22 protein-coding genes, 1 rRNA gene and 1 riboswitch are annotated in these 26,517 nt (G+C 39.5%); of the genes, 4 read left to right on the plus strand and 19 right to left on the minus strand.

Annotated features, from left to right (window positions below; all coding sequences use genetic code 11):
* Nucleotides 1-36: 36 nt before the first annotated feature.
* The 5 genes from QFZ73_RS09800 to acpS form a co-directional block, all read right to left on the minus strand.
* Nucleotides 37-387 (minus strand): type II toxin-antitoxin system PemK/MazF family toxin, encoded by a 351-nt coding sequence (locus QFZ73_RS09800; protein WP_034306610.1) that lies wholly within the window; start codon nucleotides 385-387, stop codon nucleotides 37-39.
* Between the two features lie 7 nt (nucleotides 388-394).
* Nucleotides 395-676, minus strand: coding sequence for a CopG family ribbon-helix-helix protein (locus QFZ73_RS09805; RefSeq protein WP_034306380.1), 282 nt, complete (start codon nucleotides 674-676; stop codon nucleotides 395-397).
* Between the two features lie 160 nt (nucleotides 677-836).
* Entirely contained in the window at nucleotides 837-2,000 is a 1,164-nt protein-coding gene (gene alr / locus QFZ73_RS09810) for an alanine racemase (protein WP_307272718.1), read from the minus strand.
* A 242-nt stretch (nucleotides 2,001-2,242) separates the two neighbouring features.
* Entirely contained in the window at nucleotides 2,243-3,247 is a 1,005-nt protein-coding gene (locus QFZ73_RS09815; protein WP_251437401.1) for a LolA family protein, read from the minus strand.
* Between the two features lie 243 nt (nucleotides 3,248-3,490).
* Complete coding sequence (gene acpS, locus QFZ73_RS09820; RefSeq protein ID WP_307265737.1) at nucleotides 3,491-3,841, minus strand: holo-ACP synthase; 351 nt, start codon at nucleotides 3,839-3,841, stop codon at nucleotides 3,491-3,493.
* Between the two features lie 108 nt (nucleotides 3,842-3,949).
* Here acpS and QFZ73_RS09825 point away from each other — a divergent pair, with 108 nt between their 5' ends.
* The gene (locus QFZ73_RS09825; RefSeq protein ID WP_251437403.1) at nucleotides 3,950-4,540 is read left to right on the plus strand and encodes a rhomboid family intramembrane serine protease; all 591 of its coding nucleotides are present in this window, start codon (nucleotides 3,950-3,952) and stop codon (nucleotides 4,538-4,540) included.
* Between the two features lie 26 nt (nucleotides 4,541-4,566).
* Here QFZ73_RS09825 and QFZ73_RS09830 read toward each other — a convergent pair whose 3' ends face one another.
* From QFZ73_RS09830 to cshA, 3 genes are all read right to left on the minus strand, one after another.
* The gene (locus tag QFZ73_RS09830) at nucleotides 4,567-6,030 is read right to left on the minus strand and encodes a PH domain-containing protein (protein WP_307265740.1); all 1,464 of its coding nucleotides are present in this window, start codon (nucleotides 6,028-6,030) and stop codon (nucleotides 4,567-4,569) included.
* A complete protein-coding gene (locus tag QFZ73_RS09835) occupies nucleotides 6,023-6,547 on the minus strand; it encodes a PH domain-containing protein (RefSeq protein ID WP_307265742.1) in 525 nt (174 codons plus the stop codon). The genes QFZ73_RS09830 and QFZ73_RS09835 overlap by 8 nt, the downstream gene beginning before the upstream one ends.
* A gap of 159 nt (nucleotides 6,548-6,706) precedes the next feature.
* Nucleotides 6,707-8,206, minus strand: a complete 1,500-nt coding sequence (gene cshA / locus QFZ73_RS09840; protein WP_307265744.1) for a degradosome RNA helicase CshA — start codon at nucleotides 8,204-8,206, stop codon at nucleotides 6,707-6,709.
* A 1,314-nt stretch (nucleotides 8,207-9,520) separates the two neighbouring features.
* Here cshA and QFZ73_RS09845 point away from each other — a divergent pair.
* Nucleotides 9,521-10,672, plus strand: a complete 1,152-nt coding sequence (locus tag QFZ73_RS09845; RefSeq protein ID WP_307265746.1) for a PP2C family protein-serine/threonine phosphatase — start codon at nucleotides 9,521-9,523, stop codon at nucleotides 10,670-10,672.
* A 552-nt stretch (nucleotides 10,673-11,224) separates the two neighbouring features.
* Here QFZ73_RS09845 and QFZ73_RS09850 read toward each other — a convergent pair.
* The 3 genes from QFZ73_RS09850 to QFZ73_RS09860 all read right to left on the minus strand — a co-directional run bounded on the left by QFZ73_RS09850 (nucleotide 11,225) and on the right by QFZ73_RS09860 (nucleotide 14,945).
* Nucleotides 11,225-12,607: a UDP-N-acetylmuramoyl-tripeptide--D-alanyl-D-alanine ligase gene (locus QFZ73_RS09850; protein WP_307265748.1), complete on the minus strand. Its 1,383-nt coding sequence runs from the start codon at nucleotides 12,605-12,607 to the stop codon at nucleotides 11,225-11,227.
* Between the two features lie 158 nt (nucleotides 12,608-12,765).
* On the minus strand, nucleotides 12,766-13,848 hold the full coding sequence (locus QFZ73_RS09855; protein ID WP_307265751.1) for a D-alanine--D-alanine ligase: 1,083 nt from the start codon (nucleotides 13,846-13,848) through the stop codon (nucleotides 12,766-12,768).
* A 314-nt stretch (nucleotides 13,849-14,162) separates the two neighbouring features.
* Nucleotides 14,163-14,945, minus strand: coding sequence for a hypothetical protein (locus tag QFZ73_RS09860; RefSeq protein ID WP_307265753.1), 783 nt, complete (start codon nucleotides 14,943-14,945; stop codon nucleotides 14,163-14,165).
* Nucleotides 14,946-15,137: 192 nt separating this feature from the next.
* On the opposite strand from QFZ73_RS09860, the gene QFZ73_RS09865 reads away from it, so the two are divergent.
* Complete coding sequence (locus QFZ73_RS09865) at nucleotides 15,138-15,884, plus strand: class I SAM-dependent methyltransferase (RefSeq protein WP_307265755.1); 747 nt, start codon at nucleotides 15,138-15,140, stop codon at nucleotides 15,882-15,884.
* A 43-nt stretch (nucleotides 15,885-15,927) separates the two neighbouring features.
* Here QFZ73_RS09865 and QFZ73_RS09870 read toward each other — a convergent pair whose 3' ends face one another.
* The 6 genes from QFZ73_RS09870 to QFZ73_RS09895 form a co-directional block, all read right to left on the minus strand.
* Nucleotides 15,928-17,187, minus strand: a complete 1,260-nt coding sequence (locus QFZ73_RS09870) for a cation:dicarboxylate symporter family transporter (protein WP_307265757.1) — start codon at nucleotides 17,185-17,187, stop codon at nucleotides 15,928-15,930.
* Nucleotides 17,188-17,360: 173 nt separating this feature from the next.
* Nucleotides 17,361-17,505, minus strand: a riboswitch (cyclic di-AMP (ydaO/yuaA leader).
* Nucleotides 17,506-17,707: 202 nt separating this feature from the next.
* Nucleotides 17,708-18,970 (minus strand): efflux RND transporter periplasmic adaptor subunit, encoded by a 1,263-nt coding sequence (locus QFZ73_RS09875; RefSeq protein ID WP_307265759.1) that lies wholly within the window; start codon nucleotides 18,968-18,970, stop codon nucleotides 17,708-17,710.
* 14 nt (nucleotides 18,971-18,984) lie between these two features.
* Nucleotides 18,985-19,647 carry a hypothetical protein gene (locus QFZ73_RS09880; RefSeq protein ID WP_307265762.1) on the minus strand — a complete coding sequence of 221 codons (663 nt, stop codon included), beginning with the start codon at nucleotides 19,645-19,647 and terminating at the stop codon, nucleotides 18,985-18,987.
* 129 nt (nucleotides 19,648-19,776) lie between these two features.
* On the minus strand, nucleotides 19,777-20,112 hold the full coding sequence (locus QFZ73_RS09885; protein WP_307272720.1) for a diacylglycerol/lipid kinase family protein: 336 nt from the start codon (nucleotides 20,110-20,112) through the stop codon (nucleotides 19,777-19,779).
* Nucleotides 20,113-20,194: 82 nt separating this feature from the next.
* On the minus strand, nucleotides 20,195-20,653 hold the full coding sequence (locus tag QFZ73_RS09890) for a diacylglycerol kinase family protein (protein ID WP_307265765.1): 459 nt from the start codon (nucleotides 20,651-20,653) through the stop codon (nucleotides 20,195-20,197).
* Between the two features lie 149 nt (nucleotides 20,654-20,802).
* Nucleotides 20,803-21,681, minus strand: coding sequence for a TetR/AcrR family transcriptional regulator (locus tag QFZ73_RS09895; protein WP_251437424.1), 879 nt, complete (start codon nucleotides 21,679-21,681; stop codon nucleotides 20,803-20,805).
* 189 nt (nucleotides 21,682-21,870) lie between these two features.
* Here QFZ73_RS09895 and QFZ73_RS09900 point away from each other — a divergent pair, with 189 nt between their 5' ends.
* Entirely contained in the window at nucleotides 21,871-24,999 is a 3,129-nt protein-coding gene (locus QFZ73_RS09900) for an efflux RND transporter permease subunit (RefSeq protein ID WP_307265768.1), read from the plus strand.
* 262 nt (nucleotides 25,000-25,261) lie between these two features.
* On the opposite strand, the gene QFZ73_RS09905 is transcribed toward QFZ73_RS09900, so the two are convergent.
* Together QFZ73_RS09905 and rrf are read right to left on the minus strand one after the other, a co-directional pair.
* Nucleotides 25,262-26,101 (minus strand): tyrosine-type recombinase/integrase, encoded by an 840-nt coding sequence (locus QFZ73_RS09905; RefSeq protein ID WP_251437427.1) that lies wholly within the window; start codon nucleotides 26,099-26,101, stop codon nucleotides 25,262-25,264.
* Between the two features lie 278 nt (nucleotides 26,102-26,379).
* Nucleotides 26,380-26,495: ribosomal RNA gene (gene rrf, locus QFZ73_RS09910) — 5S ribosomal RNA — on the minus strand.
* Nucleotides 26,496-26,517 lie beyond the last annotated feature (22 nt).

The following is a 26,517-nucleotide window of genomic DNA, read 5'->3' on the forward strand; positions in this document are numbered from 1 at the left end:
TTATAATAACGCCCGGTTTAACGGGAAAAATTTTCTTTAAAACTCAATGAGGCCTAAACTGATTTGCAAAGCTTCATTGACTTTTTGCATCATAGGTTCGTCAAGATGCGTAATTTTATCAGTTAAACGCTGCTTATCAATTGTCCGGATCTGTTCTAATAAAATGACGGAATCCCGCTCGAAACCGTACTTTTTTGCATTAATCTCAACATGTGTAGGCAATTTCGCTTTTTGAATTTGAGCTGTAATGGCTGCCACGATCACAGTCGGACTAAAGCGATTACCAATATCGTTTTGTAAAATTAGTACCGGACGGGTCCCACCCTGCTCTGAACCAACTACCGGGGAAAGGTCTGCGAAGTATACGTCACCACGCTTAACAACAATCAATGGCTCAGCCTCCGCTAACTAATCGTTCAACGCAATGACCAGCCTCGAATTCAGCCTGGAAGGCCTCAGAAGCAATCGTTAAATTAATGGCCGCCATTTCAATATAACCGCGTTTCATCGATTCACGAAACTCTTTCTTTTTACGTTCGCGAAGATACATTTTTGTGGCACGATAAATAAATTCACTGCGATTTACATTTTCCTCACTCGCATACCCATCTAACTCTGTTAAAAAATTTTGAGGTAATCGAATTAATATCTCTCTTGTTGCGCTGGATTCAGACACAAACATACACCTCCACCATCACTACACACCTTTATTATATATCCTTTTCAATATTACCATTAAAATGCCTATCTGCAAAGAGTATATTCTATTCTCAATCCTATTATCAGCATAATAAAGGAAATCTTATTCACAATCTTAGGATTTTTTTACAATCCGGTCATTCCAAAATGAAGTTGCGTACATGATTCATCTGATTGTCTTTTATATATATACGGGGCACTCTTGCTCCTATCATACATGTTACCTCATAGTTGATCGTTTCCAGTTTTGCCGCTATCTCATCGACAGTAATCGATTCATCCCCATCATTCCCCATGAGTGTGACCTCTGTTCCTACAGGGTATGGTCCAGGCAGCTTGATCATGCATTGATCCATGCAAATCCTTCCGACTATGGGTACTCTTTTTCCATCCACAAGAACTTCCTGACCTTGCAGCTTACGGATCCAGCCGTCAGCATAACCGATTGGCAAAGTACCAATCCATTCATCACCTTCAGCCGTATAAGTCGCTCCATAACTTACGCTTTCACCCTTAGCAAGCTGTTTAACCGCGACCATCTTCGTTCTCAATGATATGGCCTGTTTTAATGGATATGGCAATATCGGCTTCATCTCCATGGAAGGACTCAAACCATACATGGAAATCCCCAACCTTATTGCATTCCATTCAGGATCGGTGAACCTTAAAGAAGCTGCACTATTGGCTGCATGAATATATTCCGGCTTTCTAGTCAATTCGGAAAGCATCCCTTTAAAGAAAGCAAGCTGCGTTTCATAAAAGTCGGTCTTCAGTTCATCCGCCGTCGCGAAATGAGTGAATATCCCCTGGAAATTGAAACAGGCTTCCCTCTCAAGCAAACTTTCCACTTTCATGAGTTGGACTTTATCACGAATGCCGATTCTCCCCATGCCGCTATCCACTTTTACATGGATTTGCAAAACTTGTCCCGGTTTCAACAAATCCTTTGCCTTCTCCAACCATGATACATCGAAAACCGTCACGGAAATCCCATACTCGGCAGCAAGTGCTGCACTCTCAGGCCTCGATGCCCCAAGTACAAGAATCGGAGCCAATATTCCCTTTTTCCGTAAGGCGAGAGCCTCATCCAAAAAAGCGACACTTAAAAAATCCGCCCCCGCTTCAAGCGCCGTATTAGCCACTTCATAGTCGCCGTGGCCATAAGCATTCGCTTTAACGACAGCGAAAAGACTAATGCCATTTCTCAGTCTTTTTTTCATTGAAGAGATATTTTCAAAAATATTATCCAAATTTACTTCTGCCCACGTATCTCGATGAAATATTTCCGTTTCCAAGACCATTTCCTTCTTTCCTACACTCACAATAAGATTCTTCCCAGTAGCGAAGTTTTCGTTTCATTATAGGACCATTCTATAACCAACCGCTAAAAAGATAAAGTGCTTTTTCACCTTGATTCTAATTTCCCAGCTTCCAACCTAAATCAGATGGAAGGATTAAAAATGTCAACAAGCCGCTTCCCCGCCTATCCTACCTAGAAGAAACCTTCGTAAGGAGACGGGAAACATCAGCTTGTTATGTAATCCTATTTGACTGGATCTTCCCCAACCGAACGGGCGACTTCTATCATCTCTTCCTGTGTCAAATCCTTTGATGCAAGCATATAATCGACACCTTCAAAAGTCCATGCAATCGTATTTCCTGTCATGGCTCCGACAGTATAACCCAAATCAACCGGTTCTCCATTCACATTCGTCGAAACGGAAGTTTGAACTACCTCAGCTTTTTCCTGAACTAATGTAAAACTTTTTGTACCCTCATAGGTCAAAACGACACGCTCTCCCTTTTCCGTCGTAATTTCTTTTTCTTCCGTTAAATTCATATCACCAATATTTTCAGGGTATTTAACCGCAAACCCCTCATTTTGGACTTCTGCCATAACGGGAGCTTCAAGTTGTGCACTTGTCATGTTTTTCTTCATATCAAATGAATCTTTATCAAAAGTCGTATCGAATTTAACTTTTGAGAATTCAACAAGAACCAATGCGGTCTTATCGGGATCCATGACTTTTACACTGACTGGAGATAAATCCTTTTTGTTTATAGTAATCTCTTGATATGGCAACATTTTATTGTTTTGATAGCGCGTTTTCGTTTCAAAGACATAATGTTTATCCGTTTCTTTATATGTCGCACTTTTATCCTCCGTAATGTCTTTCACCAACGACTCGAACAAATAGGCCTGACTGCTGTTCTCCGGCCACTCGCTTTGAAATTTAAAACTTTTATTCAAAGCTGGTGTCAAAACGTATACACCATCATCATTTTTCAATATCATCTGGCTTTGATCCTTCTCTTCATTTTTCAGATTTACGCGGTAAAAAGAAGGGTCTTTATGCCAAATCTCCACATTATACACTTGAGGTTCCGTACCCATCTTTAATGTCATCTTCGCGTTAGCTTTATATCCTTTCATGTCGCCAAGCTTCTCATTCAATTCACTCACTACGTCACTCTGTGATTTTTGGCCGCAAGCAGAAAGAGCAAGCAAGAGCATGATCCCTGCAAAAAGCATTAACATCTTCTTCATCTTTTCAACCCCTTTTTGTCATTTGAACGTAAAAGGGAGAGGAAAAGGCAGGATCCGGACATTGGCTCGACTGATGTCTTAGATTCCTCAGTATTTTAGACACGGATCCATTCTCGATCCGGCTAAAAACTTTTCGAGAGCACCTACTCTGCCATGTACCTTTTACCGGGCCTTGTCTCCCTATAGCACTAAATGTATATGAGACAACCTTAAGGTTTATGACCCGATTGGACAAAACTCCATTCACCCTTCAATTACGACTTGAGCAACCGCATAATCCCTGCTGTGGCTAATCGAAAGATGGACCCCTTCAGAAAACGGCCTTGAAATCACCGGCTTTCCTTTATCATCCGATATGATTTCAATATCCAAAAAGGATAAGTGCTTACCGATCCCTGTACCGTTTGCCTTTGAAAAGGCCTCCTTTGCCGCAAAACGCCCAGCAAAATACTCGACCTTCCTTCTTCCATTTAACTTTTCGAAAATCAAGATTTCACTTTCTGTTAATATTCGCTCCTTTAAACGGGGTTGCCGATTAATCAATGTTTCCATTCTATCCAACTCAGTAATGTCCACGCCTATACCTCTAATCACTTTGACACCTCTTCTATTAATTTAATAAGCTGCATATCATTAGGAGGACTCTTTTACCTGAAAATGATAATATTGTATCTAATTAAAAACGATAATAAGGAGGAATTTATGTTTACAAGAACAGAAGGCTTCCGCGAATACGCAAATTCATATCGAGCTGTAACTGTGCTCATACTCATTATGATGATTGTTTTCGTTCTCGTCCTTTTCCCCATATTTCCCGGAAGTGTACTCTTTTATTATGGCACAGGTGTAAACTTATATATCGCTGATGGACAATGGTGGCGTTTGATCACCCCCATCTTTCTACATAGCACGTTTACACATTTACTGTTTAATGGATTCTCACTTGCCATCTTTGGTCCATTCCTAGAGAAATTACTTGGAACCGTCAAGTTTTCAACCTTCTTTTTATCGACAGGAATCCTTGCCAATATCGCAACCTTCCTAATTAACCCACTGACATATAACCACGTAGGTGCCAGCGGAGCAATTTTTGGCTTACTCGGATTCTTTCTATATCTTGTACTGTTCAATAAAACCAATTTTACGAACAACGAAAGAAATACAGTATATACACTGACCGGAATTGCCATTATCATGACATTCATTCAACCACAGATCAACGTTGTCGGTCATTTGGCCGGACTGGCAACCGGATTTTTAACAGCTCCCTTATACTTAAGAAAAAAATGGTAGGACAAACAGCCGACTCTTCCTTTCAATCATTGGGAGTCGACTGCTTTTTTAGGTAAATACCATGATTCAATTATTAGGCAATCCTTTTCTTCCACATCCGCAACCATGCCGACCCGGGAGGTGATTCCTGATTTAATCGACGCTGAAATCGTAGCTAATTGTTTTCGATTCTGAAACCAACCTTTTTTATATGTGATTGATTGAATTCTGCTTCTCTGCATGATCAATGTTTGCTTTGAGAAAAAACGGCTGCTCAATAGCAACAAATTCCCTTCTATGCTCCATCCTGCATCCCTATATTGCATGCAAGCCCAAAAAATCGCCAACGGTACAAGCAAAAGGGAAAGATAACCCCAAGGTCTGAAAAACCATACCATGGCACCAATGATCGGGATTAGGTATAGAATCTTACGAAATACATAACGGGACAGTGCACGCTTAGGTATCGGTGTCATCTCCGTAGCTGTTTCATATGCCGGTAAAATCTCCAGGATTTTTTCATGTAAATACTTCTTCCTGATTAAAGGGAACAGCATGATGGATAGACTTTCTTTATCTTCCATACTGCCTCCCGCATACTCAATATAAACCGTCGCCAATCCCAATGGCTTTCGAATCAAATTCTCCATGATCCGGATACCTTGTATTTTATGGATAGGGATCGTCAGCTGTCTTTTCTCGAGAAGCCCTCTGGAAATAACGATTTCCTCATCCGTTTTTATCACGGTAAAGGAAGCATATTTAATTACCATACTTAATGTGGCCAGTACATAAACCACCAATAAGGCCAAAAGTGCAAACACGGTCAGAATGATGGTCCCCATTTCAATAAAATCTTCATAATCCTTAAATATCCTCTCGAAAGGTATCATTTCATCGAACTGTGAAATAAAAGCGATCGCCCCAGATAGGAAGACACCCACCGCCCCCGAAGTGGCAGCCATAACGAATAGTTGTGGCAGCGTCTGCTTAAAAACGGAAGACGATTTTGCTGCATATTCATTATCCGCGACTTCATCTTTATCCTTATCCAAAAGATTTTTCGCATTTTTTTCCTCACTTATAAAAGCATTGATTCGATCAGCATCACTTTTGCTGATAGCTGATAATACGGCATCGGCCTGAGATCCGCCGGCCGTTTCAATATTCAACTTCACCAGCCTGAATATCCTCTGGATGATGCCCTCTGATATATCTATGCTATGGATCCGATCAAACTTTATATACCGTTTCTTCCTTACGAATACTCCAGACTCAATTCTGAATTCACCATCTTCTATGCGGTATGTAAAACGTAACCATTGAAGGAATGCATTCCCTATAATTAAAAGTATAATAATGGCAATGACCAGCGGTTGTATCCATCCAGGAATCCCTTCATTCTTCCCAGGAATGACGACCACTAATAAAAAAGGGATGACTAACTCCTTAATCGATTTAATAATGTTAAGCAATACAGCTATGGGGTGAAGCCTTTTAGGTTCAGACATCTTCTTCCTCCACACTTGCCATTCTGGAAATATAGTGCCGCAATTCATCCGCCTCTGCTAGGTCCAGGGCAGGAATGACATGAAGGGTCGCTGCAGTGGAAATTTCAACGGAGGCTAAATCGTATTTCCTTAATAATGGCCCTTGCTTCGTTTCAACATGCTGAACCCTAATCATGGGTATGAGTGTTCTTTTAATGACGAAAATCCCACTTTGGATATCAATTTCGGTATTTCTTACTTCGTAACGCCATCTCTTCCATTTCACCGATGGAATCAGAAAGATGGCCAGATAGGATTGGATTATCGAAATTATGATCAACGCTCCAAACACCCAATATGTCCAATCAAAAATGATTGTAAGCACGAGTACGGCGATGCTTATAATCCAAGTTATTGAACAGCTTATAAGACCACTGATTTTCCATACGGTCAAGGCCTTATTCGATATACGATTTTCAGGTTCCATGTGCTTCTCCTCTTCTGGACAGGTAATTTTAAATGAATCTTCATCATCCATCCTTTGCTTTCATCCATTATACTATAATTAAATACTGGGAATTAACCCCTTTTCAAACAAAGGTGAGCAGTCCATCCAAAAACCGCCAACCATTCGGATAACATATATGGAGATGCACATAAAAAAATGCCGCTCAAATGAGCGGCATTTCCAATTCAATTAAATCTTATTTGTTTTTTCTCTTTTTTGGCTCGTGCTGCGGTTTCCGTAACCATTCGATTTACGGTTTGTGCTTGGGCGTTTACTTGATCCGCTACCGTAATCTTTTCTGCCTGAAGAACTGCGGCCATTGCGCTGTCTGTTACTAGAAGAACTGCTTCCTCCGCGATTGCGACGCATTGGAGATGGAGATTCTTCCGTTAACTTGATAGGCGTTTGATCCGGTTCTTTTGTCATTGATTTAAGCATGGCTGCAACTAAATCCGCTGCGCTATGTTTTTGTAATAATTCTTCTGCTTGACCGAGGTATAATGTTAAATCATCATTCTCGATTGTATTGAGGATTTTTTCCGTTACTGCTTTTTGTTGACCTTCCAACGCTTCAGTTAACGTAGGAGTCTTAAGTTTCTCCATACGTTTTTTCGTTGTATGTTCAACTGCATGCAGTTGGCCTCTTTCCCTTGGTGTTACAAACGTAATGGCAATACCATGTTTACCCGCACGTCCTGTTCGTCCAATACGGTGAACGTAGCTTTCCGGATCTTGAGGGATATCAAAGTTGTATACGTGAGTGACGCCTGAAATATCAAGTCCACGTGCAGCCACATCAGTAGCAACGAGTACATCGATGCTGCCGTCTTTAAACTTTTTCAATACAGAAAGGCGTTTGGCCTGACTAAGGTCACCATGAATGCCTTCAGCCATATAACCGCGGATATTCAAGGCAGATGCCAATTCATCGACACGGCGTTTCGTACGTCCGAAGACGATAGCAAGATCCGGTGTTTGAATATCGAAAAGGCGTGCAAGTGTATCGAATTTTTCACTTTCTTTTAACTCCAAGTAATATTGTTCGATACGATCCACTGTCATTTCTTTTGCTTTTACACGTACAAGAACGGGTTCCCGCATGAATCTTTCAGCAATTTTACGGATTGGATCAGGCATTGTAGCTGAGAAAAGCAATGTTTGCCTTTCGTCAGGAACCGTTGAAAGGATCAATTCGATATCCTCAATGAATCCCATGTTAAGCATTTCATCCGCTTCATCAAGAACTACAGTGTGTACTCCGCCTAATTTAATGTTTTTACGTTTGATATGGTCTAAAAGACGACCAGGCGTACCAACGATAATATGTGGTTTTTTCTTTAATGCACGGATTTGACGGTCGATGTCTTGTCCACCATAAACAGCAAGTACACGAGCGCGTTTTCCGTAACCAAGCTTGAAAAGTTCCTCGGAAACTTGAATCGCAAGCTCACGTGTAGGTGCAATGACAATCCCTTGCACGTTTTCGTTATTAATATCGATGTTTTCCATCAATGGAATACCGAATGCCGCCGTTTTACCTGTTCCCGTTTGCGCTTGACCAATGATATCTTTACCTTCAAGAGCTAGAGGTATCGTTTGGGATTGAATCGGGCTCGCTTCTTCAAATCCCATTTTTTCTATTGATTTCATGGACGTTCTATCTAATCCTAATTCGCTAAACAATGTCAATGTTTTCGTACTCCTTTTTATATCGTAAATTTACACGTGCATTCATGGATCATGCACAGATGTTTTAGTTCAAATCCTCATCATCATGACGGATGTTCTTCTTTATCTCTTATAAAAAGTTTATCATTATCACCTAAAAGTATGTCTGCCTTTTAGTTCAAATGAACTCAATATGATTTTTTAAAAAGGAAATATACCAGTACGGACTTTCACTGGCATTTTTAACTTCGCGCACGTGTATACTTATCATTTACATACGCTCATCTTTTTAAAAGTACATGTAACCAAAATTAAATTCAATATGGAAAATTAAAAGTAGCATAAACGGGTGTTTCACCGTTTTATTCAGGTGAGGGCTGCTGCACCTATTATTCATCAGACTTAAAAAGGCTGTATGAACAAAACTTGACGAGAGCCAAGATTCTTATACAAAACAGGCCCGGTGCGTTGAGGATTTGCAGAAGTGGAAAAGCGCTTAAATGCGGCTTGATTCCCTAATAGCTACTAAAGCCGCCAATAGATGCAGCTTTTATATATGACCAGACGCGCGGCCTATTTAATCTAAAATAATCTCAAGAATGAACTCATGAAACATGTAAGAACATACAATTTTGTTGCCTCAACCTGATTAATTTAAATAATCATCAATGATAAGACATTTAAACTCATACTCATATTACCATTTTCAAACTGTTAATGCAATAAAGGATATCGCACCATTCAGAGTTACTAAAAACTTTAGATCGTTTCAAAAACAAAGAAATTGGATATTTACACCTGATATTTGTGTAGCCTAATTTATTCAATAGGATTACCGTAGTTACTATATCCATTCATGCAAAAGTGGATTCTGCAGAAAAATTTGAAGAAAGCGGGTTTGCCTACAGTTTTTCCCTTAAAAAAACGTTTCAGTCGTTTTCAGAAATCCAGTTAGGAGGATTCCATGAAACAGTAACCTAGTCCTGTTTTAAGAGACCTTTCCAAACCCTCTTGTCGACTTACTGTATCCATTTATGAATAGAAATATTATATGTTTTACAAAACGAACATCCATTTATATATATGATATGTGTGTAAATCAAATAGTTTCAACAAACCTTTTTCAGGAAGGATTAGAAGGATTAGTTCGAATGAACGGACACCTTCCACGGTTATCCCCGTTGGAAAAAGAAAGGACTTATTATGAATTTCCTTTGAATTTCCAGGTATATGGGATCATTAGATTTTCGAATATTCCATCTTTTCACTCGAAAGTTATAGTAAATAAGTCTAAATGCAGTATGATTGACCTATCAACAAAACAATGGGGGTTATATGAATATATTCACAATAGATGTTCCTTTATGTAGGGATTTTGGTCGAATCTTAAAGAAAATGAACAAGAAAGTAACCTTTTTGGAGGATCCACTCAATCAAAGTCATCTATTCAAGGATTCAACGGACTTAATGAATTCATTATTTATTTTACCTTTACACCTATCAAAAGATTCTTGGCAGCAAACATCTTTGTTCGCCTTAGCTGAATCTCACGAAATCCCTATCTTATTCATTTACAAACGTGCTTTAGGAATGGAGGCCCCTCTGGCTTTACCAGAAAAGACCTTTTATGAAACCATGGCGGTCCCTGCCGATTCGGTAGAAGTCAGGATTAAATTAAAGTCACTACGAAACATCAGCATGCAACTGTTTTCGGCAAAAATGAAGGGGCTGGAGCTCGAAAAGATACACCAAAAATCAGCAAGGAGCCTTCGAATTGCAAAGGGAATTCAACTTTCAGGTTTACCTTTGTCGATCAATAATGAAGATATAGAGGTCAAAGGTCTTTCCCAGCCTTGGAGTGAACTGTCAGGGGATTTATTTTACTGGACGGAGGTTGATGACAGGCTTTACGGCTTCATAATGATCGATGTATTCGGAAAGGGCATCCATACAGCACTTATAAACATGTCGATACGTACATTGATGCCTGACCTTATCAAACGTGTAAAAGACCCCATTTTCATAACGGAGGAACTGGACAAACATATACGGTATTTATTTCAAGGAGTTAAACAGGAAAATAAAAACCATGCTCGTATTACAGCCTTCATCGCATACGTGAATACAAAGGATCGACTCATCGAATATGTGAACTACGGACTTCCATCAGCCTTTTTGTATTCCCCATGCACCAATCAAATTCTCAATTTGAACGAAGGGGCCACCCCAAGCGGACCGATTCCCGAATTGCCCATAAAAAAAATAGTCTTTCATTATGAACCAGGAAGCCGTTTCATCATCTATACAGATGGACTCTCTAAAACGCCCACCCCTTCCGCCATTGACCGATCTGACAATATCGAAAGGGAATTCATCGAAAATGTCCATCTCGATACACATGACCTTCTTCAGGAGCTATTGGTCTCTAGGATGAGGCATTCAGTGATTAACGATGACATCTGCATTATTGCCGGGACACTTTTTTAAGCACGATAAAAAAGGCCGTTTCAAAAAAAAGAAACGGCTTCAGACTGTACACTAACTCGATAATAATTGAGTTTGTCTGCAGTCCTTTTTTGGTTTTAAAAAAATTTGACCGTTGATTTCCGCTCCAGGCACTCGCTTTCCGCGGGCGGTCCGCCCTCGGCGCCATTGCGCCTATGGGACCTCCCTGGACACGCTTTTCCCGCAGGAGTCTCGTACCTTCCGTTCGGAATCAACTTTGTTTTAACATTAAGACAGAACTCCTTTTGCCTACAGTCTTTTGGATGCTTTTTTAAACATGATTTTATTCCAGCGAGATCAGCTTGAAATGATCACTTTTGACCAAATGGTGCCAGCGAACCGTTTTAAAGAAGATGGCCAGTTGGACATGACAAGGTCCAAAAATGGCCTAACATAGTGGGCGTAGAGCCCAAATCTCTTAACCTTGGGCCAGAATTTCAAAGTGAATTTCAAAAGGGGTTCGGAATTTTTAATTCCGAACCCCTTTTGTCTACAAACTGAAGCCGCGTCAGAAACGGCCCTTTCTACGCTTTTTTATTTTTGTAAGGCTTGAACGACTTCCTCCAGCTTCATACCCCTGGAAGCTTTGACAAGAATGATGTCATTTTCCTGTGTAGACGACTTAAGTTCCTCTATAAGCTCCTGCTTATCTTGAAAAGGACGAACCTTCTCCAATGAAAAAGCCTTGCTCGCTCCCTTGGCAATAAACTCGGCTAAAGGACCATATGTGAAGATCATATCAATCCGCTCACTGGAAATCAATTCACCAATTTTTAAATGAAAGTCTTTTTCCTGTGGCCCTAACTCCAACATGTCTCCCAATACAAGTATCTTTTTCTCGAATCCAGATAATCCCTCAACCAACTCAACTGCTGCCTTAACTGAAGTTGGACTGGCATTGTATGCATCATTGATGATTTTCTGCCCTTTTGCGCCCTCGACCAATTCCATCCTCATATTAGTTAACTGAATGGTTGACAGACCTTTACGGATCGCTGAATCATCCACATTGAATTCTTTAGCAACCAAAATTGCTGCCAATGCATTAAGAACATTGTGATGGCCTAAAACGGGTATCTCATAATCGATTTCCTTTTCATCACTTGCGATTATAAACTTGGTACTGTCTGCTCCTTGGCTTATGGTCTGTGGATATAAATCATTTTGTTCCGTACGTCCAAAAGATTTTACGTTTAAATCAGGAAAATCCTTTTTGATCCGATTGCGAAGCAATGGTTCATCACCATGATATATCAGCGTTCCATCTTTCGCCAAACCTTCGACAATTTCCAACTTTGCATTCGCGATTTCCTCACGTGATCCTAAATCCAATAAGTGTGATTCACCGATATTGGTAATGATCGCTACATCAGGCTTTGCCATTTTGGATAAGAACTCAATTTCACCACGGCTGCTCATTCCCATTTCCAAAACAGCCGCTTCAGTATCCTCTTCCATAGAAAGCACCGTTAGTGGCAAACCTAAATGATTATTGAAGTTTCCATTGGTTTTATGAACTTTATAGGTAGTTGCCAGCAGTGCAGCCGTCATATCTTTCGTAGTCGTCTTACCATTGCTGCCCGTTATCCCAATGACTTTTATATTCAACTGCTGACGGTAAGAACGCGCCAATTGCTGAAGTGCCTTTTCGGTATTTTCGACAATGATTATCGGTAAATCATTAGGAGGATTCGGAACATCCCTTTGCCAAAAAGAAGCCGCCGCTCCTTGCGCTAAAGCTTGCTTGACATACTGATGGCCGTCAACCTGCCCACCCTTAAGCGGAATGAACAAACATCCTTCCTTAACCGTTCTTGAATCGATGGAAACCCCATTAATCCCTTTGGACTGGAATGGACTGATATCATTCAATCCCTCTGCCATTTCATGTACTTGTTTTAACGTTCTCTTTATCATTTTGTTCCTCCTACATTCATTGAACCGTTAATCGCTATCTTCTTCCGTTAACCAAACGAAGCAGAAACCAGTTTGAATCGCACCGGCTCCTGCTGATTGGAATCCATCATATCAACGTTTGATGGATTGTGAAGTTTACTGATACATTACCTGCATGATCAAACTGTATATTTGATTTGTTGTTTTTCCTGATGACGATCCAAGGCAAGTTTCACGAGTTTTTCAATTAACGCTGGATAGTCGACACCTGTGTGCTTCCACAATAACGGAAACATGCTAAAAGGAGTAAACCCAGGCATTGTATTCACTTCATTAATATAGATTTGCCCTTCATTCGTTAAGAAGAAATCAGCGCGAACCAATCCAGAGCAATCCAATGACTTAAAGGCAGTAATGGCCATTTCGGATAAAGCTGCATACTCGCTTTCCGTTATCTCCGCTGGAATGACCATCGCTGAATTACCGTCTACATATTTTGCTGAATAATCATAGAAGGCAAAATCTTTCTTAGGGATGATTTCGCCTGCCACGGAACAAGACGGTTCATCATTACCAAGAATACCAAACTCGAGTTCACGAGCAACGACCCCTTCTTCAATGATGATCTTCCGATCGAATTGAAAAGCTTCCGCTACAGCTTTTTCCAATTCATCAGCATCATTACATTTGCTGATACCCACACTCGAGCCTAAATTGGCAGGTTTGACAAAACAAGGGTACCCCAATTCATCCGCTACCTTTTTAATGGCACTTTCAGTATTCTTCTCCCATTCAGAACGAATGAACCAAGTGTATTTGACTTGAGGAAGTCCCGCCTGGGCAAAAATGTTTTTCATGATGACCTTATCCATTCCTGCTGAGGAAGCTAAAACGCCATTGCCTACATAAGGAAGGTTCAATAGTTCCAGCATCCCTTGTACGGTCCCATCTTCTCCATTTGGTCCGTGAAGCAATGGGAAAATTACGTCATATCCTGTTGATTCACTATTTTCATCAGTTGAATGTGCCTGCAAGGCAAGAGGCGAGCTCGATTTTTCCGGTGAAAATGTCAAAGCCTCCACATTCTCAGCAGGTCCCGTTAACTTCGGTCCATTAATCCATGAACCCTCTTTTGTTATGTAAATCGGATATATATCAAACTTTGCTAAATCGAGAGCTTTAATGACCGCTAAAGCCGTCTGCATAGAAACCTCATGCTCCGCAGATTTTCCACCATAAAGCAAACCAAGTTTAGTTTTCATGAGTTATTACCCTCCAATATTCTTTTAACCATGTTCATTGTATCACTTTACACTAAAACGGATAAAGCAAACTCCATATTTCTTTTTTATTACAACTTACACCCGCCTGCCCTACAGCCTGTTAATGCGGGGTAAAGCGAAACTTACACCAGCGGAACACAGGTTAAATTCGCCACGTCCTGTGGCAACACCTGAGCTAGCACATCCAGTGTGTCGCCCTCTCTTATCTTTTATGCATGAGATGGTAAGTCTTACACCTAGAAAATTCAAGGATTTCAAATAATCCAATCCACGAACCTCGGAAGTTGGGATAATTAGGAGAATGATGTATTTTTAATAACGCTTTCCCATACCTTTTCTTTTCGATTGAAGGTAATAAAGGCATCTGGATCCTTAATATCCCTATCCGAAAAGTCATCATGCATTTCATCCATGTTAAAATAATCCCCTACGACCCATGCCGGTATCTCAATTTTCGTTCTTGTATACTTAACATGCCGAAAGGAAAAAACGAGCCCCTCTGCCAGAATATGAGCCAAGGAAGAAATGATTTCTGGCGGAATCGCCGTCAGCTCTTTTTTCCTTCTGATTCCAAGCCACGTCCTCTCTACTTTTAAACGCTCCAGCTTTAGCGGAATCAGGCTTCCTAACATCATATAATATGTCGAAAGAGAACGAAAATAAATTTTATTGAACCAGCCATCATCCTGGGCAAGGTACACAAATTGATTATTCAATTTACGGAAAAAAGGGGGATCCAGATGGGTTTTTGCGTGCCCTAAATATAAAAGTTCCGCTATTTCCCTTCCATCCAATTCATCCAGACCTTCCGCTTCTTCAAAATCGATCCAACAGAAATCTCCATATGCCCGGACATTTTCTTTAACGAGCTTCGCAATATCTTCAGATGAAGCACTTTCTAGCAGGACATTCAAATTATATTCCCCACCATCGAATTGATGTTTCAATAATAAGATGGAATCCAAGGTACATGGCAGCGAATAGACGAATTCACGAAAATTGAGTCCATTAAAAAGGACAAACCGTTCGGAAGCCTGCATATACATATATAAGATATCATTACTACCATTCTTCATAACCTGATCCCCTCCGAGCCCTCAATCAATAATGTTATTTTATCAAACTTTTGGGTTTTCACGTAAGTTATATAACCCCTCATTAATGTAAATAATGTGAAACATGAACTCCATATTAACCTAAGGTCAAGGAACACACTCGACAACCTTAAATATCCATATAATAGTAGAAAAAAATTAGAGCAATTGATCATGGGTAAAATTGAAAAAGGTTTTATCATTAATTCTTTTCATGAGGCCGCTTCCCTTTATGCTGATGCAACTAAAAAATTAGGTCTTTGGCAATCAGAGAAATATGCATTCGAAAAATATTTATATCAGGATGATGCAATCCTTGATATCGGATGCGGTACAGGAAGAACCACCTTCGCACTATATAAAACAGGATTTCAAAATATAACAGGAATCGATCTAACGCCTGCCATGCTTAATGAAGCGGAAAAAATAGCGCATGAACATAACCTGGACATCCCCTTTATCCTTGGCGATGCCACGAACCTCCCTTTCAAGGACGCCTCATTCGATAAAGCAATCTTCGCTTTTAATGGTTTAATGCAAATTCCCCAGCGACAAAACCGCACATTGGCTTTAAAAGAAATCAACCGTATTTTAAAACCTGAAGGAATCTTTATTTTCACAACACATGACCGTAATAAAAACGAAAATCACCTGAACTTCTGGGAGCAGGAGGAAATTATTTGGTGTGGAGGTAAACAAGATGAGAGGCTTTATGAGTTTGGGGGATATTCTCACACCCGGAACGCTTCTACCTCCATATCCCAACACAACTTGAAGTGCTTAATTGTCTGGAGGAAGCAGGGCTTACAGTCATCGAGAGCTTTTACCGCAGTGAATTATTCGATGAAAACGAAGATGTCAACGCTTTCTCTTCCGATTGCCGCTTCCTGGATCGCTCAAAAATCAGGAAGTGCATTTTAATTCAAAAAAATCCAGAGTGATATTTCACTCTGGATTTTTTGTATTAAGAAACTTGTTCTAGTTCTTTTTTGGAAGGAGGGTTGAATTGACCTTCCCATTTAGAGATGACGATTGCTGCAAGTGAATTACCGATAACGTTCACTACTGTACGTCCCATATCAAGAATACGGTCGATACCGGCAATAAATGCTAGACCTTCAATAGGAATACCTACAGTTCCCAATGTCGCTAAAAGAACGACGAAAGATACACCCGGTACACCCGCAATCCCCTTGGACGTGATCATTAACACTAGCATTAGCGTAATTTGCTCATACATGCTTAAATCGATTCCATACATTTGGGCGATGAAGATAGCTGCTAACGCTTGATATAATGTAGAACCATCAAGGTTAAAAGAATATCCAGTCGGAATAACAAATGTAGCAATATGTTTCGGACATCCCGCTTTTTCCATTTTTTCCATGATCTTAGGAAGAACCGCTTCTGAACTTGCTGTAGAGAAAGCAAGAATCAATTCTTCTTTTAGAAGTTTAATCAACGTAAAGATATTGAATCCTACAAATTTTGCAATAAGACCCAGAATGACAATTACAAAGAAAATCATTGTTCCGTAAACAGAAAGCGCTAACTTTCCTAACGGAATTAAAGATTCCAAACCAAATTTGGAGATAGTCACACCGATTAGTGCAAATACACCGATAGGAGCGAATTTCATGACCATATTAGTTAGGTAGAACATTCCTTCAGCTGTACCTTGGAAGAAACGGAATACTGGTTTACCCTTTTCACCGATGGCCGCAATACTAAGTCCAAATAACACGGAGAAGAAAATGATCGCTAGCATATCGCCTTCTACCATGGCCTGAACTGGATTGGATGGTACAATGTGAACGAGTGTATCTACGAACGATTCATGCTGCTTAGTTTCTGCAGTATCAACATATGTGGAAATATCTGTTTGTTCCAGATTATTCATATTCACACCAGCACCAGGCTGGATGATATTCGCGGAAATTAAACCAACAGCAATCGCAGTAAGTGTTACCGCAACAAAGTATGATAATGATTTAGCACCAAGTTTACCTACCGCTTTCAAATCACCTACACCCGCAACTGCAACGATAAGGCTTGAAACAATGATAGGCACTACAATCATTTTAATCATTCGTAGGAAAATGTCTCCGAATGGCTGTAAAAAGTTTTGGGCCGTCTCATTACCATAAAAAATGGCACCAACGATAATCCCTAAAATTAAACCAATGAAAATTTGGCTAGCTAAACTAAATTTGAATTTCTTCATTTACTTTCCTCACCTTCCATAAAGTCTTTGATGCAAAAACATTTTTGTCTCGGTAAGGGAAACAAGATACTAATAAAAAGAAAGTAATTTTTCTTTTTTTGAAAAACTCTGTCTTTACGCCGAAAAAAAAGACACTTCATGTGTCGATTTCTTATTGGCGTGAATATTCACACATGTTCCCTTAAAGACGCTGACGAGGTTAGCTGTCGGGTTAGGAATTGGAAACACAAAGCCCTTTCATTTCTGAATTCACCCCTAGCGGAAAAATCCACAAAAATGGGTCCCCCGTTCTTGAATAAGATTAAGCGAGTTAACTTATAATAAAATATTATACTAAAAATGATAATCTGTAAATATTTATTCGCATCCGTTCTAGAAAAAATATTTAAATATGTCTGAATATTCTGTATTAAAGACTATTGTATCTATAATTACTCTTCCCAATTTTTAATCATTATAAGTTATATTGATATATAATTAATAACTAATTTGACATCACCTCTCTTGATGAAAGAAGCGGTTATTTTTCCAAAATGCCAAGTAACAGATATCTTACTTTTTCCCTAGTGGTGAATTTTTTATAAGTTGCAGCTTTCACTTTTTCAAATTGAATTGGAGTAATGAAATAAGAATGGTTCTTCACTGCCACATTCGGCTCCATGAGGATGACGTCACCTACCGACGGTCCCTTTATGATTTCTTGCTTTCCTTCAGCCTTAAGCCCTTTTGTGATGTAATGTTTATCCACATAGCCTTTTTTAGTCAATTTGTAAACATGTGGCTGTTTTTGGTAATGAACCGCCTCTATAGGAACGGAGGGTACACCGGCTTTCTCATTGGTTATTACTGTAAGATTCACTTTGGATCCCACCAACAAAGGTTCCGTTTCTTCGCTTTCCGGTTCGATTAAAGCCTGAAATGGAAATCTGTTATCTTTTTTTAACGACGGCTCTTCAGCTGGATAGGAATGGATACGGCCTATCGTTCCATTCAATGCCTTTTTTGAATCAGAGGAACTTGCTTTTATAGTCATGCCCACTTCAGCCTTTTTCATTTCTTCTTCTGAGAAATTACCTTCAATTGCCATATTTATAGAAACAATGGATATTATGGGATTATTCAGGTTTTTATTGATATTTTTAACTACACCATCAGCCTCGCTCGTCGTCACGATCGCACTGGACTGCTCCTCAATTGAACTTAATTTAGCGTCAAGCATTTTCACTTTTTCATTCAAATTGTTTTTTTCTAGTTCCTGCTTGTACATTTCTTGCTCAATGCTACTTTTAATAAGATCTGAAGAGCTTGTCGTTATATCAATATTCAAGTTTTTCTCCACCGATTCATCAATGGCCGCTTTTCCAGGATCACTGGCCAGGCTCCCTTGATAAGACCTCAACTTCCCTATGTATTCCTCAATTCCTGCAATTTCCCCCTCAGCTGCCGTTTTCTCCGCTTCCAAATTCGCTTTAAGAGCATCAAGTTCGGTCGTCGTATACTCAAACAACGAGGAGCCAGCCGTAATCGCATCGCCTTCTTTTACAAGGAATTTCTTAAAATCATTTTTCTTGGTATCGAAATAGATGTCATACTCTTCTACAGGTTTAATTACCCCATTTGTTTGAATAGTATCCGTAATTGTATCTTTTTTTACCTTTGTCCAATTTTCAACGAAAACAGTTCGCTCCACTTTGCTTTCTTTTTTTTCAATAAGGTATATGTTAACGGTTATTAACACTATCGACGCAATCGAGACAGCTGCTATTTTCCATTTCCCGCTCATTCTTTTCACCCGCCTTATACAAATACGCCTACTTGGATGTATGCTAAAAAGGCTTTAACAAACCATGTGGCCAGATAGTATAGAACAATCATTAAAAGGACCAAATAATTATTTCGTTCTGAAAATTCCTTTAAATAAAAATATTGCAGAGCAATAATAAGAAATTGAAAAATGGTGATTTCGCTGAAAAAGTGAATGAAATAATCACTTCTGAGAAAATATTGACTGATGATCCCCAATGAAAAAGGATTGGCATCGCTGCCTATATCCATTAAAACGAATAGAGGAATCAGTAATGTTTTTTCCACTAATTGCAAACCAAAAAGAATCATTTGAACGATAACTAATTTTACATATGGGATATCGGTAACGATCCAAAAGAATAGAGCTGCTAAAAATATGTATATGACAGGGTTGATTATGCCTGTTATTATATTGCCGCTCAAAATCAGCAACTTTGCTGCTTCGAATTCATTGACACTCATCTTCGTGATTTCTTTGGAGAATGATTCTGAACCAATGCCAAAATATCCCCCAATGGCGAATACTATAAGACTAAGAAAATATAAAAATAGTAATTTCAATCCAAGCTTTGTGACTGCCTCTGCATTTTGCAGCTGATAACGACTCCGATAAGGTTCTAAAATGCCTTTTAACAATCTGACCTGGTACACCATATGTGGTCCTCCTGCAAAAAATGATATATCATCATATATTTTATCTTATTTTGGAAACAATTGCAGAAATAAGGAATGAATAAACAAAAAAAACACATAATCCTTACCCTTCAGATTTAATCCCCCAAACTAATTTGGAGTTAATACTGACAAATGATGGGTAAGGACTTTAATGTGCGCAGGCGTTTGTCTATAGTTCTCTCCATCCATATCCACATCAAGCGGCATCTTGGTTTCAATGGTCAGGGTACCGGCATGTAAATAAGTCACCCCAGAGTCAGAGCTCAAGTTTTCAGCCCATGAACGTTTCAGCGCTATTATTTCTAATAATGCACCAAGGCTTGCATTTTCCAAAATGGCAACGCCAAAGAGCCCATCGTCTGGACTATCCATGGGAAAGGGCAATAAATTAGTGCCGATAAAACAACCATTCAATACCAAAATCATAATTGCTTCCCCTTCAATGAAATTCCCATCCCATCATATTTCAGTTTATAGGAAAAGGGAGCATTCTCACCAATCGTCCTTACAGCACTTAATAAATATCCTATCTTTCCGAACCTGCTTTTTTCCTGCTCATCAATATTGCTTGATGCATCTGAAATAAGCCCCACTCCCCAAAAATTGGAAAAATAGTCGTTATTGGCCTGTCCAATATCAATTGAACGAACCTTGCCATTAATGCTTCCGCAGCTTGACGAACATTTTGAGGAATCTTTAAGGTTCTGGAGAAGTCATTGCAAGTCCCTCCAGGTAAAATTCCAAACAACGGCCGCCTCCGAAGTGGTGAAAGGCCATTTATACACTCATGTACCGTTCCATCTCCTCCTAATACGAAAACTACATCCATGTCTTCACCAAATTCCAAACAAAAACGGCATGCATCGCCTTTTTCCTTTGTTTGTAGAATGAGGAACTCGTCAATATGTGGAGCTATTACCGGTAGACACCCCTCAAGGTTCCTTTCGAGTTTACCATTCCCGGCATTTTCATTATAAATCAGCATTCCCTTTTTCCATCGTATGATTTAACCCCCATATTATTGAAAGAATTATCTTCTTCCCATCACTTATACTTTTTCCTAAGCCCACGCTTTTGAAACTCATTAAGATTTAAATGAAAAAAAGAGGCTATACGCCCCTTTCGGTAAAGCCTTCATATATTCGTCAAGTAATCCTTCATCATTAAGATAAGCTTTGAACACAAGGGACTTCTTTTTTCATTTTTCTCCAAAAACAGCAAAAGGCTTTCCAAGATGATGGGGCTTGGCCTAACTTTTGAAAACTCTTCCTGGATCGCCTTTAAAGCTTCCGTATTTTTACTTGTTTCCATTCCCTCTTCTTTACGTGTTTCCACTTCCAGCATCCTGACGATAATCGAATGGATTTCTTCTTTTGGGCTCATATCCCGGATCGAACATCCTGGTAGGGGAAATTGTTTCAATAATGGATCTTCCATGTTCTGCAGGCTTGCGATAATGGAATCCATCCGGTTCAATATGAAGCTAGGTAACAATTCCACATCGAAAGCATTTTGTTTCCTGATCAATATTCCGATATATCCTTTGAAAAGGGAATCTAAAATTATGGTGCAATCCGGCAGAAGATCAGCCGAAAGTCCCGGGTACAACTCAATGATTTTACGCTTGAACCAAATCAAGCCCTCTTCATGGATATAATGTAAAAATCCATCTAGTTCTTTGCTGATATGAACCATTTGTTCCTGCATCATCATTTGAATCAAGTTGGTATTTCCCGTCATATGCTCAATATGAACAGTGATTTGCCTCATGAATTTGTCTTTACTGGACAATGAAGCATCCAGTTCAAGATCAAGTAATGAGTCCGTCAACGCTTCATAATAAAATTTGAAAATGGAGACTAGTAATTCTTCCTTCGATTTAAAATAATTATAAAAAGACCCCTTTGCTATCCCACATTTTTCAGCAATTTCCTGAACGGAAGTAGCATGATATCCTTTTTCCGCGAAAAGCTCTACAGACTTATCTATGATCATCTTATTTTTTTCTTTCATCCAATTCATCCTATCTCTTAAAATTGTCCGTCTATGACCAGTGGGTCACATCTTCCAGATTGTATCCCAAAACCCTTGAAATCACAACGTAAATACTAACGAATATTATCTGTTGCATTCATAATCCATATACTATATATTTGAGTCTATGACCGACTGGTCATAATTTTATGTATGGAGGGCACAAGCTTGAATTCAATAATTAAATTTTCATTAAAGAATAAATTGGCAATCTGGTTGCTTACGATCATCATCGTAGCAGCTGGTTTATACTCCGGTATAAACATGAAACAAGAAACCATTCCAAGCATCTCGACTCCTTTAATAAGCATCTCCACTGTATATCCTGGAGCTGCACCTGAAGAAGTAGCAGATAAACTCACAGACCAGATAGAGCAGAAAGTAACAAATTTGCCAGGAGTCGAATTAGTCAGTTCTTCGTCCATGGCTAATGTCTCTTCCATCCAATTACAATATGATTATGATACGGATATGGACGATGCAGTAAAAGAAGTGAAAGAAGCTTTAGAGAAATTAGAACTGCCTGAGGGAGTGGATGACCCAAGCGTATCTAAATTAGAATTAAACGCTTTTCCTGTCGTCGCACTCAGTGTAACAGATAAGGGTTCGGATTTACCAGCTCTAACAAAAAATGTTGAAGATGTGTTAGTACCTAAACTTGAAGGAATTGACGGCGTGACATCCGTATCAATTTCCGGACAACAAGTAAATGAAGGCAGCCTTGTATTCGACCAAGAAAGGATGGCTCAATACGGGCTCGATGAAGATACCGTAAAGAAGGTTATCCAGGCCGCAAACGTCAACATGCCGCTTGGCATATATAACTTTGATGATAAAGAAAAAACGATCGTTGTGGATGGAAACATCTCCACATTAAAAGACCTGAAAAATATAAAGATACCTTTATCCGGCGGCTCTCAAACAGGAACGCCAGCACAAACCGTACCCGAAACCAATCAATTATCTCCTGGAATGGAAACGGGTGCTGCCCAATTGCAAAATGTCAAATTATCAGACATAGCCGATGTTAAAATCACCGGTAAAGCTGAATCGATTTCAAGAACAAACGGTAGCGAATCGATTGGGATTCAAGTTACAAGATCGCCTGATGCCGATACAGTTGCAATCGTAGACGAAGTAAAAGAAGAAGTATCGAATTTCAAAGAAGAATTTAAAGGCGTAAGTGTACACACTACGCTTGATCAAGCTCAACCGATTAAAGATTCTGTTGAAACCATGATCAGCAAGGCGCTCTTCGGCTGTCTGTTTGCCGTCATTGTTATCACGCTGTTCCTTAGGAACTTTAAAACGACTCTCATTTCCGTCATTTCGATTCCATTATCCTTGTTAGCCGCCCTTTTGGTGCTCAAACAAATGGATATTTCATTGAATGTCATGACACTGGGGGCCATGACCGTTGCCATTGGCCGAGTCGTCGATGACTCCATTGTCGTCATTGAAAATATTTATAGGAGAATGGCTTTAAAAGGCGAACAATTAAAAGGCGGCGAATTAATACGATCAGCCACTAAGGAAATGTTCATCCCTATCCTTTCATCGACAATCGTTACTGTAGCCGTATACCTGCCTTTAGCAAGCGTTACAGGACCTGTCGGGGAACTATTCATGCCATTCGCCTTGACAATGGTGTTTGCATTAGTCGCTTCATTAATAATCGCCATCACACTTGTACCGGCAATGGCAGACTCTTTATTTAAAAAGGGACTATCTAAAAAAGAATTACAATCACATGAAGAAAAACCAAGCAAACTATCTGCGTTCTACCGAAAAACACTGGATTGGTCGTTAAACCATAAGTTAATCACTTTCGGTACAGCCATTGTATTATTGGTCGGCAGCTTATTCCTAATCCCAAGCATCGGTGTCAGCTTCATGCCTGCAGATGAAGAGAAAACGATTATCGTCACTTACACTCCCGCACCTGGAGAGTTAAAAGAGGATATTGAAAAGCAAACAGAAAAAGCAGAAAAATACTTCATGGATAAAGACGATGTGAAGACCGTTCAATACACACTTGGTGAAAGCATGATGAGCGGCATGATGGGCGGCTCGAATAACTCGGCTCTCTTCTATGTACTCTATGATGAAGACACCGAAAATTTCGGGGACAAAAAAGAAGCGGTCATAAAGGATTTAACTGGACTTGATTCACCTGGAACATGGAAACAACAAGAATTCACGTCAACAGCAAGCAACGAAACCACTCTATTTGTATACGGAAATACACAAAAAGACATTGAACCGGTAATTGACGATATTCAAAATATCATGAAGAAAAATAAAGATTTAAAAGATGTTGATACTAGTCTTTCCGATGCTTATGAGCAATATACTCTAGTTGCAGACCAGGAAAAGCTAAGCGATCTTGGACTGACAGCTGCACAAATTGGAATGTCCATTGCCAATACGAATAAAGATGATGCTTTAACTACGATTAAGAAAGATGGAGAAGAAGTCAAAGTATATGTCGAGACAGAAGAAACGACATTCGAAGACAAAAAAGACCTTGAGAATACGAAAATTCCTTCTCCAATGGGAATGGAAATCCCATTGAAAGAGCTTGTGAAAATCGAAGAAGGCAAAGCTTCCGATACAATCAGCCGCCGCGATGGAAAGATTTACGCCGACGTGTCTGCAACAATCAAATCGGATGATGTAGCAGCAGTAACAGCTGAGATACAAAAGGAAGTTGATAAATTAGACCTTCCCGCAAGCGTCTCTATAGACTATGGCGGAGTGACGGAAGATATCCAAGAGTCATTCACTCAACTTGGTATCGCTATGTTAGCGGCCGTTGCTATCGTATACTTCGTCCTAGTCGTTACTTTCCATGGTGGTTTAGCACCAATAGCCATTCTCTTCTCCTTACCATTTACGGTAATCGGGGCATTGGCAGGGCTATTCGTTGCAGGTGAGACCATCAGTGTTTCAGCAATGATGGGTGTCCTAATGCTTATAGGCATCGTCGTAACCAATGCCATCGTATTAGTGGACCGTGTTATCAAAAATGAAGAATCCGGGCTATCTACTAGGGAGGCTTTACTCGAGGCAGGATCCACCCGTCTTCGTCCAATCCTGATGACTGCCCTTGCCACAATCGGCGCTTTAATACCTCTTGCAATCGGTGCAGAAGGCAGTGGATTAATATCACAAGGTTTGGGAATTACCGTTATCGGCGGGCTGGTTAGTTCTACATTGCTAACACTTGTAATAGTACCGGTAGTATATGAAGTTATAATGAAAATAGGTAAAAAGAAGAAAAAAACAGTTAAGTAAAGAAGAAAAAGAAAGAGGGGATTCCTTATATTAGGTATCCCCTCTTTTTTGATTCAACAATTGATCAATACGCTCTTAATATATTAGCCCTTTCATACTTCAGGACCCCTTTTAATGGAACTATATTCCATCTTCTTTTAACATGCCCTGCCTTATAAGACAATACGTCCTATTCGTCATTCCCAAGGAAATTTGTTTGTTTTTAAAACCTTATTTATACAAAAAAGGGAAAGGACTCGCTTTCCCTTTTAATATCTATAGATTAGTGTTTAGTGAAAGTTTGGTCTATCGCATTCGCCAGATCCAGCGATTTTTCTTTTAGATAACGCTTCGTTACGTTTAAATCTTTATGACCGGCAAGCTTGGATATCGTTTGTATATCTATTCCATTATCCACTAACCTTTGGCAAAAAGTATGTCGCAGTTTATGTGGATGCACATTATATTTTTTTAATATATATTGAACTGACCTCGGAGTGATCCTTTGATTATAGCTTGAGATGAATAACGGATCTGCTTTTTCCTTTAAAGAATAAAGATAATTTTTTACATGTTGTATAGCCAATAGTGTAAGGGGCACGGATCTATCGATTTCACCTTTTGCATTCCTGACAAGTATATAATTTCGCTCTGTTTCCATAATGACGTCACGACCATTTAAGTCACATAATTCAGAAACACGAATTCCAGTATGTAACAAAAGGTAGACGATGGCAATGTTCCTTAGATTTCCTTCTGCTTCTATATCCCTTAACAGGATCTGCTGCTCATTTATGCTTAAAGTTTCAGGTACCTCAAGCTTGTGCTCCTTAACCTTACGTTCAACAGGAAGCATTACTTGCGGTTTGCCTAAAAATTTAAAGAAAACATTTAGGGCGATATAGTGTTTTTCGATTGTTCCTGGGCTTTTCTTGCAATTTTCTAAATAATCAAGATAACCCTGAACATCTTCAGAATGAATCTCCATCAATATCTTTTGTGTCTGGTCACAAAACTGTGAAAGGACACCAGTATACGTTTTGATCGTATTAGCTGATTTGCCTTGGTCTCTCAACCATTCAGCAAACGAAAAAATCATTTCATCTTTAGCAGAGGTATCCATCGGCTATTCCCCCAATGACAGTTTCAGAACTACGTTAAGTTTAACATATATCCCTACAGAAACGAAGAATTCTATCCCTTTGTCTTAAACAGATATGGAAAATACCGATAGCTGTAGAAATTCAGATGCATTTATAGTATATCTTACCATTTATACTGCATATAACTTTCTTTATGGTCCTTTTGAGTCCCAACTTTTTTTAACAGTTTTAAATAAAAAGATATTGTAGGAATAACAACCTCAAAAAAAGACCAGCCGGATGGCTGATCTTTGAAATGGCTTGGCGGCGTCCTACTCTCACAGGGGGAAACCCCCAACTACCATCGGCGCTGAAGAGCTTAACTGCCGTGTTCGGAATGGGAACGGGTGTGACCTCTTCGCTATCGCCACCAAACATGAAAGGAACGTTGTTCCTT

Source organism: Peribacillus sp. V2I11 (assembly GCF_030817135.1).
Taxonomy (GTDB): domain Bacteria; phylum Bacillota; class Bacilli; order Bacillales; family DSM-1321; genus Peribacillus; species Peribacillus simplex.

What these genes read in the sequence shown, in the direction of transcription:
- QFZ73_RS09855 (WP_307265751.1), bottom strand. Translation starts at nt 13,848, where the DNA reads ATGAAAACTAAACTTGGTTTGCTTTATGGTGGAAAATCTGCGGAGCAT.
- QFZ73_RS09815 (WP_251437401.1), bottom strand. Translation starts at nt 3,247, where the DNA reads ATGAAGAAGATGTTAATGCTTTTTGCAGGGATCATGCTCTTGCTTGCT.
- QFZ73_RS09895 (WP_251437424.1), bottom strand. Translation starts at nt 21,681, where the DNA reads ATGAAAGAAAAAAATAAGATGATCATAGATAAGTCTGTAGAGCTTTTC.
- QFZ73_RS09835 (WP_307265742.1), bottom strand. Translation starts at nt 6,547, where the DNA reads ATGGATGATGAAGATTCATTTAAAATTACCTGTCCAGAAGAGGAGAAG.
- QFZ73_RS09880 (WP_307265762.1), bottom strand. Translation starts at nt 19,647, where the DNA reads ATGGTGTACCAGGTCAGATTGTTAAAAGGCATTTTAGAACCTTATCGG.
- QFZ73_RS09850 (WP_307265748.1), bottom strand. Translation starts at nt 12,607, where the DNA reads ATGATAAAGAGAACGTTAAAACAAGTACATGAAATGGCAGAGGGATTG.
- QFZ73_RS09845 (WP_307265746.1), top strand. Translation starts at nt 9,521, where the DNA reads ATGAATATATTCACAATAGATGTTCCTTTATGTAGGGATTTTGGTCGA.
- QFZ73_RS09870 (WP_307265757.1), bottom strand. Translation starts at nt 17,187, where the DNA reads ATGAAGAAATTCAAATTTAGTTTAGCTAGCCAAATTTTCATTGGTTTA.
- alr (WP_307272718.1), bottom strand. Translation starts at nt 2,000, where the DNA reads ATGGTCTTGGAAACGGAAATATTTCATCGAGATACGTGGGCAGAAGTA.
- QFZ73_RS09890 (WP_307265765.1), bottom strand. Translation starts at nt 20,653, where the DNA reads ATGCTGATTTATAATGAAAATGCCGGGAATGGTAAACTCGAAAGGAAC.
- QFZ73_RS09860 (WP_307265753.1), bottom strand. Translation starts at nt 14,945, where the DNA reads ATGAAGAATGGTAGTAATGATATCTTATATATGTATATGCAGGCTTCC.
- QFZ73_RS09905 (WP_251437427.1), bottom strand. Translation starts at nt 26,101, where the DNA reads ATGGATACCTCTGCTAAAGATGAAATGATTTTTTCGTTTGCTGAATGG.
- QFZ73_RS09865 (WP_307265755.1), top strand. Translation starts at nt 15,138, where the DNA reads ATGGGTAAAATTGAAAAAGGTTTTATCATTAATTCTTTTCATGAGGCC.
- QFZ73_RS09825 (WP_251437403.1), top strand. Translation starts at nt 3,950, where the DNA reads ATGTTTACAAGAACAGAAGGCTTCCGCGAATACGCAAATTCATATCGA.
- QFZ73_RS09875 (WP_307265759.1), bottom strand. Translation starts at nt 18,970, where the DNA reads ATGAGCGGGAAATGGAAAATAGCAGCTGTCTCGATTGCGTCGATAGTG.
- QFZ73_RS09830 (WP_307265740.1), bottom strand. Translation starts at nt 6,030, where the DNA reads ATGTCTGAACCTAAAAGGCTTCACCCCATAGCTGTATTGCTTAACATT.